Genomic DNA, 7296 nt, shown 5'->3' on the forward strand with positions numbered 1-7296 from the left:
GCAGCAAACTGCGGAATAAGGTATTGGAAAATCAATAATAATCGCACATCTTACATCCGTGTGGGGTGTGCGGTTTTTTTCCAGACTGGGGTAACGTAAGTGAAACGTGGTGGATTATTTACGTTACCCCAGTGAGGACAGAAAGGCAGGGTGACATGATGGGAAGTGAAAATATCCTTTGTGTAAAAGGAATTAAGAAATCATTTGGCGGTGTCCATGCCCTCAAAGGTGTGGATCTGACAATAAAGCGGGGGGAAACGCATTGTCTGGCAGGTGAAAATGGATGTGGAAAATCTACTATTATTAAAGTCATTTCCGGTTTCTACAAACCGGACGCAGGTTCTATAGAAGTGGATGGAACAGGGTTTCCAGTCATGACTCCTGCAGAAGCCATCAAGGCTGGAATCCAGGTTATCTACCAGGACTTTTCAATCTTCCCGAATCTGACAGTAATCGAAAACCTGGCATTTAACCAGGTGCTGGCGAATAAGAAAAAGCTGGTCAATAAGAAGGAATTCCGCAGAATTGCAGAAGAAGCAGTAAAGAAGATTAATTTTGATGTGGATCTGGATGCACTGGTTGAGACGCTTCCGGTAGCAGATAAGCAGCTGATTGCAATATCAAGGGCACTGCTCGATAATGCAAAGCTGATTATCATGGATGAGCCGACAACTGCATTGACCAAGAAGGAAGTAACACGGCTCTTTGAAATTATTTCGGATTTGAAAGAGAACGGCGTAACGATCCTCTTTGTATCTCACAAACTGGATGAGGTATTCGAAATCTCCGACAGCATTACAATCCTCAGAAACGGCGAGAATGTGATCACCTGTCCGACCAAAGAGATGACGGAAGAAAAGTTCGCGTATTACATGACGGGGCGTCATTTTGACACGCAGGTTGTAAAAGAGGTAAATGAGAACAAATACGGCGATGTGGTTATGGAAGCAAAGAATCTCACCGCTCCAGGATTCGAAGACGTAAGCTTTGAGCTGCATCAGGGCGAGATCCTGGGTGTAACAGGACAGCTGGGATCCGGACGTACAGAGCTGTCCCTGGCATTGTTCGGAATGCTGAAGCCGACAGGCGGACAGATACTGGTGGATGGTAAGGAAGTAGAGATTAAAAGTGTCTCTGCGGCGCAGAAACTGGGGATTGCCCTGGTTCCTGAAGACCGTCTTACAGAAGGCCTGTTCCTTCCCCAGTCAATTATCAGAAATATTACAGTCAGCAAGATGGACCAGCTGGCAAATAAAGCAGGCATCCTGAGCAGCAAAAAAGTTGAGGCGGAATCCGCAAAATGGGTGCAGGATATCGGGGTTGCAACCAAGAACCACGAATTCCCGGTACAGACACTCTCCGGCGGAAACCAGCAGAAGGTTGTGCTCGGCAGATGGCTTGCAAACCACCCGAAGGTATTGATTCTGAACGGACCTACAGTCGGTGTGGATATCGGTGCGAAGTATGATATTCACAAGCTGCTGAGAGAGCTGGCCGCAGACGGCATGGCAATTATCGTTGTATCGGATGATGCGGCAGAAGTAATGGCAACCTGTGACAGGGCACTGGTTATGCAGGCAGGGCATGTGACCGGCAATCTGTCGGCCGAGGACCTGAATGCCGGTACGCTTGCACAGGCTACGGTCTAGGGAAGGGGTGAAGTGCAGATGAATAAATTTTTTAAAAAGATGGTAAAGCAGACAGAATTCTATGTATTTTTGATTATCGTAGTTCTGTCACTCGTAATACAGGCGAGATCCGGATTGTTTTTCGCCAATAACAATATTGTAGACCTGCTCCGTTCCATGATAGTTCCGTCAATCTATGCGATCTGTGCACTGCTGGCTTTTGTCAGCACGGGACCGGATGTATCCTTCCCGCTGATTGCGGCGCTGAGCAGTTATCTGGCTCTGATCGTTACCAACAAAATGGGGCTGGATGGCGCACCATGGATTATTACATTTATCATAGGCATCCTCTTTGGATGTATCATGGGTGCACTGAACGGAATCATTATTGTAAGATATAAGTTTCCAAGTTTGATCGTAACACTGGGAACCAGCTCCATATTCAGCGGAATTCTGCTGGGGGCATTTGAGGCGGAGAGAATGGATCTCCCGGCAAACCTCGCGGCATTTGGCAAAGCATCTCTTATTACAGTAAAGAATGCAAAGACCGGGCTTGGTTCTACGCTGCCCATGACATTTGCGATTATGATTGTAATTTACATCATTGCGTATCTGGTGCTGAACAAAACGGTTGTTGGACGTGGTGTGTATGCAATCGGAGGCGATGAGATATCTGCTGAGAGAGCGGGCTTTAATGTAAAGGGAATCCGTTTTGGAATCTTTGTTGTAAACGGCGGTATTGCTGCTGTAGCAGGGCTCTGTTATGCGGTAATGTCCATGAGATACCTGCCTACGGAGTATGCGGGCGGTGAGATGATTGTTATCGCAGCCATTATCCTGGGAGGTACCAGAATGACCGGAGGTATCGGTACTTTAAAGGGATGCCTGCTCGGAACAATGCTTCTGACCATGGTATCCAACAGTCTGATACTTCTTGGAATCTCAGTTTACTGGCAGAAAGTATTTATTGGAGCCATCATTATTATTGGTACGGCAATCTCTGCGATCCAGAGCCATGCGGGTGCCAAGGTAAAGACCAGGTTAAAGAAGGAGGCGGCATAATATGAAAAAAATGGACAGTAACATCAAACGTTTGTTAATAATACTTGTTGCTTTCATCGTGATAGCCTGTGTTACAAAGCCAAATGAGTTTATTAAAATAGGGAACTTCCAGACAATGGCTAAACAGCTCTCCGAGTATGGGCTGATGGCAATCGGTGTCGGAATCTGTATGATATCCGGCGGAATCGACCTGTCTACCGTATATATTGCAAATCTCTGCGGTATTCTGGCCGGGCTGATGATGCAGGGGAACGGAAGTATTGCAGTGGCAATCCTCGTTGCACTGATCGTCGGAATGATCTGCGGTGCGTTCAATGGATTCCTTGTATCTTACCTCAAGATACCGGCAATGCTGGCTACGCTGGGTACTTACCAGCTGTTTATGGGAATTGCGATCATATTCTCCGGCGGAAGTACGGTGAGTGGTATTCCGGAAGGATATACCGGCTTTGCTACAACAGCGCTGTTTGGATATATACCACTCTCATTTGTTGTATTCCTGATTCTGATTGCGGTTGTGACATTTATCATGAGCAAGACCAAATTTGGAACAAGAGTATATCTTGTGGGAACGAATGAAAAAGCGGCCAAGTTCGCGGGTATCCACTGTAATGCCGTATTGATCCGCACTTATATGCTCTCCGGACTGGTGTCCGCAGTGGCAGGCCTTCTGAGCCTTGCAAGAATCAATTCTGCAAAAGCAGACTTTGGAAGCAGTTACACCATGCAGTGTATCTTGATCGCAGTGCTGGGCGGTGTGAATCCCAACGGCGGATTTGGTACCATTCCTGGTATCGCGATTGCGGTAGTCATACTTCAGATGATGTCATCCTATCTGAATATGTTCCCGAGCATCAGCAACTACTACAGAGATCTAATCTGGGGCATAGCCCTGATCGGCGTTCTGATTATTAATTTCGTCCTAGACAGGAGAAGAACTCAGAGGCTGAGTAAGATCAGCTGATAAATTCGTTACTGTTTACTGGCTTGCCTGTGAACAGTAACATAAATTCTGCGGGTGCCTCAAATGTATTTTGCAGTGAGGCCCCGCAGTTATCAGTTAAAGGGTAACAATAATGCGAATCGTTCAGGAGGGTGTAATGGAGAAACCGAAAATATTAGTAGTGGGCAGCATGAACATGGATCTTTTTGTGGAGGGGGCGAATACCATCCCGAAATTCGGAGAGTCCATTATGTGCGGAAATTATGGCTACGCTACGGGGGGAAAAGGCTCTAATCAGGCCATCGCGGCTGCTCTTCAGGGCGCGGAAGTTACGATGGTAGGACGTCTCGGTGAAGATACCAACGGGGAATCCCTGACAAATGAAATGAAAAAAGCCGGGGTCCATACAGAGTATATAGTGACAGACAAAGAAAAACAGACAGGACTTGCTCTGATGCTTCTGAATTCTGACGGACGCTATGTCTCTTATGTGGCGCTGGGGGCGAATGGAAATATATGTGCAGGGGATGTGAAAGCAGCGCTGGATGCCGAGAAGTTCGATATGGTAATTATGCAGCTGGAAATGCCGCTGGAAACGGTTTACCGTACATATGAGCTGGCAAAAGAGCGGAATATTCCCGTCTTTCTGGACGCGGGGCCGGCAATGAACATCCCGCTTGAAAGGCTGCAGGGGCTTTATATTTTATCCCCGAATGAGGCGGAGACGGAGGCACTTACGGGAATCAATCCCGATACAGAGGAAAAGGCGGTCGAAGCTGCAAAATGGCTGTACGGCCAGGTGCATCCCCGGTATGTGGTCCTGAAACTTGGCTCCCGCGGGGCTTTGCTTTATGACGGTGAGACTGCGGAGCTGATTCCATGCTTCAAGGTAAAAGCGGTAGATTCTACTGCGGCGGGGGATACGTTTGGCGCGGCACTGGCAATCCGGCTTTGCAAAGGGGACCGTATGCAGGAGGCTATCCGTTTTGCACATGCGGCAGCAGGTATCTGTGTGTCCCGCATGGGTGCACAGGTATCCATTCCAAAGGAGGCAGAGGTGGAAGAATTTTTAGAGAAGGAAGGCAGAACCGATGGAAAAGATACAGTATAAGGAAATGCATGATGTGATTATAGATGAGTGCAGTCGGGCAATGGATGCCATAGATGCGGAGAATGTGCTCCGCTATATCGAGATGATCCAGAGCGCTGAAAAAGTGTTTTTTGTCGGCGTGGGGAGGGTTCTTCTGTCATTGGAAGCAATGGCGAAAAGATATGCCCATCTCGGTATCCGGGCCGTAATTGTAGGTGAGATAACTGAGCCCGCTATTACGCCGAAGGATGTCCTGATCGTAGGCTCCGGCAGCGGGGAAACACTGTTTCCGGCCGGAATAGCGAGAAAGGCAAAAGCGGCGGGGGCAAAGGTGATTCATATTGGAAGCAATCCGTCCAGCGGGCTTCGGGATGTTGCGGATCTGTTTCTTCGGATTCCGGTGGAAAGCAGGGCTAAGATGGAAGATGAGATTCACTCCAGGCAGCCCATGACATCTCTGTTTGAACAGGCACTGCTGCTCTTTGGGGATACGACGGCCATGATGATGATTGAAGACAGAAACATTGACCTGGAGGGACTCTGGGAATATCATGCTAATCTGGAATAAACGGAAGTTGGTTGAAGCTGAGCAATAAAAATTAAATTATAGGAGGTTCATGCGATGAAAGGATTAATTAAACAGATAGCTATTCTGGTGGAGGACGTGGATAAGGCAATGCAGAATTACTGGGACATTCTCGGAATTGGCCCATGGGATGTACGCCATTTTCGTCCGGAGACATGCCATGATTTTTATGTGAACGGAGAACTTCAGACAGAAGGCTTTGATTTTATCTGTGCTGTCTGCTGGCATGAAGACATCGAACTGGAACTGATTCAGCCGATCGAAGGGCCGAATGTATATTGGGATACACTGAAAAGGAAAGGTTCCTGCCTGCATCATTTCAAAGTGGTCATTCCGGATGATGACGAGCTGAAGGCTTATGTGGAAGAGCTGGAAGCAAAAGGAATGAAGGTTATGCAGACAGGATGGATTGACAACGACGTACATTATTATGTAGACTCAGAGGAGCAGCTTGGATTTATACTTGAACTTGGAAACGGCGGAAAGATCGGCGAGCCGGATTACCGCTATCCGGCTCAGTAGAATCATTAACCAGGCCGTATCATTACCGTAAATGAGCATTCATAAAAGGAGAAGAGCATGAAATTACAATTAGCACTGGATGATTTGACAATGGATGAAGCACTGGAGCTGACGGCAGCGGTGCAGGAGCATATTGACATCATAGAGATAGGGACTCCGTTTGTTTATCAGGAGGGAATGCGTGCAGTTCAGATATTTAAGGAACGCTTTCCCGATAAAGAGGTGCTGGCGGATATGAAAATTATGGATGCCGGATATTACGAGGCAGAAGAAGCTCTGAAAGTGGGAGCGGATTATGTGACAGTTCTGGGCGTTACCGATAACCTTACCATTAAGGGATGCATTGAAGCGGCTGAGCATTACGGCAAAGAGATTGTAGTGGATATGATCTGCGTCCCGGATATGCCAAAACGTATACGCGAGCTGGAGGAACTGGGTGCACATGGACTGGCGGTGCATGTGGGCACGGATCAGCAGGCCGCAGGCCGCAGGCCGATTGATGATCTGCGTGTCATGGCAGAACACTGCCGGAACGCGAAGATATCAGTAGCCGGCGGCATCAGCGCCGGTACAACTCCGGAATATGCGGCTTTGAAACCCGAAGTGCTGATTGTCGGAAGCGGAATTGCACATGCGGCAGACCCCGCAGCAGCGGCAAAGGAAATCAAGGACAGTATGAAGGAGTGTGAGTAGGATGGCAGAGGCAGTAATCTTAAAAAAAATACTGGAAGAACTGATGGAAAATGCGAAACAGATCCGTCAGGAGGAGCTGGAACAGTTTGCAGATAAGGTGCAGGATGCAAAACGGGTGTTTGTAGCAGGCGCCGGGCGTTCCGGGTTTGTGGCAAGAGCCTTTTCAAACCGTCTGATGCATCTTGGCCTGACCGTTTACTTTGTGGGAGAGCCGACGACACCGTCCATCCAGAAAGGGGACCTGCTGATTATCGCTTCAGGTTCGGGTGAAACGGGCAGTCTGAAAGTCATGGCAGAGAAGGCGAAGAAGCAGGAAGCAATGGTGGCTACGATCACTATTTTCCCGCAGGCGTCTATTGGGAGCATGGCAGACGCGGTTATCCGGGTTCCGGGTGTGACACCGAAAAGCGAACTGGAGAGTACGGCCACATCTGTACAGCCGATGGGAAATGCGTTCGAGCAGACAACATGGCTGATCTGCGATAATATCATCATGATTTTGATGGAGCGTATGGGGAGGACTGAGGAAGAGATGTTCTCTCTGCATGCAAATCTGGAGTAGGAGTTGTAAGGGGAACATTGTTTGGCTGGAGGGGACGCTGAGAAGCCGGGAAGCCTGACCCCTGCCGGGAGCATAGATGCCATTTTAAAAATCCGCTCCGTTTACGTAAGAGGCTCTAAAGGAACAAACATAGAAAATGGCGGGCCAGCGGCATGCAACCCGAAATTCGATAATTTCGGGTCTTAGGCCGCTTCAGAATTTGCCGTGAGA

At 48.3% G+C, this 7296-nt stretch carries 8 protein-coding genes; all 8 read left to right on the forward strand.

Features of this window, described 5'->3' with window-relative positions; translation table 11 throughout:
* Window positions 1-155 precede the first annotated feature (155 nt).
* Window positions 156-1649: an ATP-binding cassette domain-containing protein gene (locus tag HMPREF0240_RS01655; RefSeq protein WP_009001725.1), complete on the forward strand. Its 1494-nt coding sequence runs from the start codon at window positions 156-158 to the stop codon at window positions 1647-1649.
* 18 nt (window positions 1650-1667) lie between these two features.
* The gene (locus HMPREF0240_RS01660) at window positions 1668-2690 is read left to right on the forward strand and encodes an ABC transporter permease (RefSeq protein WP_035312234.1); all 1023 of its coding nucleotides are present in this window, start codon (window positions 1668-1670) and stop codon (window positions 2688-2690) included.
* 1 nt (window position 2691) lies between these two features.
* The gene (locus HMPREF0240_RS01665) at window positions 2692-3654 is read left to right on the forward strand and encodes an ABC transporter permease (RefSeq protein ID WP_009001727.1); all 963 of its coding nucleotides are present in this window, start codon (window positions 2692-2694) and stop codon (window positions 3652-3654) included.
* 136 nt (window positions 3655-3790) lie between these two features.
* Window positions 3791-4744 carry a ribokinase gene (locus HMPREF0240_RS01670; RefSeq protein ID WP_009001728.1) on the forward strand — a complete coding sequence of 318 codons (954 nt, stop codon included), beginning with the start codon at window positions 3791-3793 and terminating at the stop codon, window positions 4742-4744.
* Window positions 4725-5291 (forward strand): 6-phospho-3-hexuloisomerase, encoded by a 567-nt coding sequence (gene hxlB, locus HMPREF0240_RS01675; protein WP_009001729.1) that lies wholly within the window; start codon window positions 4725-4727, stop codon window positions 5289-5291. Before HMPREF0240_RS01670 ends, hxlB (HMPREF0240_RS01675) begins: the two co-directional genes overlap by 20 nt.
* A 54-nt stretch (window positions 5292-5345) precedes the next feature.
* Complete coding sequence (locus tag HMPREF0240_RS01680) at window positions 5346-5831, forward strand: VOC family protein (protein ID WP_009001730.1); 486 nt, start codon at window positions 5346-5348, stop codon at window positions 5829-5831.
* A gap of 57 nt (window positions 5832-5888) precedes the next feature.
* Entirely contained in the window at window positions 5889-6524 is a 636-nt protein-coding gene (gene hxlA / locus HMPREF0240_RS01685; RefSeq protein WP_035312235.1) for a 3-hexulose-6-phosphate synthase, read from the forward strand.
* 1 nt (window position 6525) lies between these two features.
* On the forward strand, window positions 6526-7086 hold the full coding sequence (gene hxlB / locus HMPREF0240_RS01690; protein WP_035312236.1) for a 6-phospho-3-hexuloisomerase: 561 nt from the start codon (window positions 6526-6528) through the stop codon (window positions 7084-7086).
* Window positions 7087-7296: the final 210 nt, after the last annotated feature.

Origin of the sequence: Clostridium sp. D5 (assembly GCF_000190355.1) — a bacterium.
Lineage (GTDB): Bacteria > Bacillota > Clostridia > Lachnospirales > Lachnospiraceae > Faecalicatena > Faecalicatena fissicatena_A.

Coding starts and splice junctions, on each gene's coding strand:
- hxlA (WP_035312235.1), top strand. CDS start 5,889: ATGAAATTACAATTAGCACTGGATGATTTGACAATGGATGAAGCACTG.
- HMPREF0240_RS01670 (WP_009001728.1), top strand. CDS start 3,791: ATGGAGAAACCGAAAATATTAGTAGTGGGCAGCATGAACATGGATCTT.
- hxlB (WP_009001729.1), top strand. CDS start 4,725: ATGGAAAAGATACAGTATAAGGAAATGCATGATGTGATTATAGATGAG.
- HMPREF0240_RS01680 (WP_009001730.1), top strand. CDS start 5,346: ATGAAAGGATTAATTAAACAGATAGCTATTCTGGTGGAGGACGTGGAT.
- HMPREF0240_RS01655 (WP_009001725.1), top strand. CDS start 156: ATGATGGGAAGTGAAAATATCCTTTGTGTAAAAGGAATTAAGAAATCA.
- HMPREF0240_RS01665 (WP_009001727.1), top strand. CDS start 2,692: ATGAAAAAAATGGACAGTAACATCAAACGTTTGTTAATAATACTTGTT.
- hxlB (WP_035312236.1), top strand. CDS start 6,526: ATGGCAGAGGCAGTAATCTTAAAAAAAATACTGGAAGAACTGATGGAA.
- HMPREF0240_RS01660 (WP_035312234.1), top strand. CDS start 1,668: ATGAATAAATTTTTTAAAAAGATGGTAAAGCAGACAGAATTCTATGTA.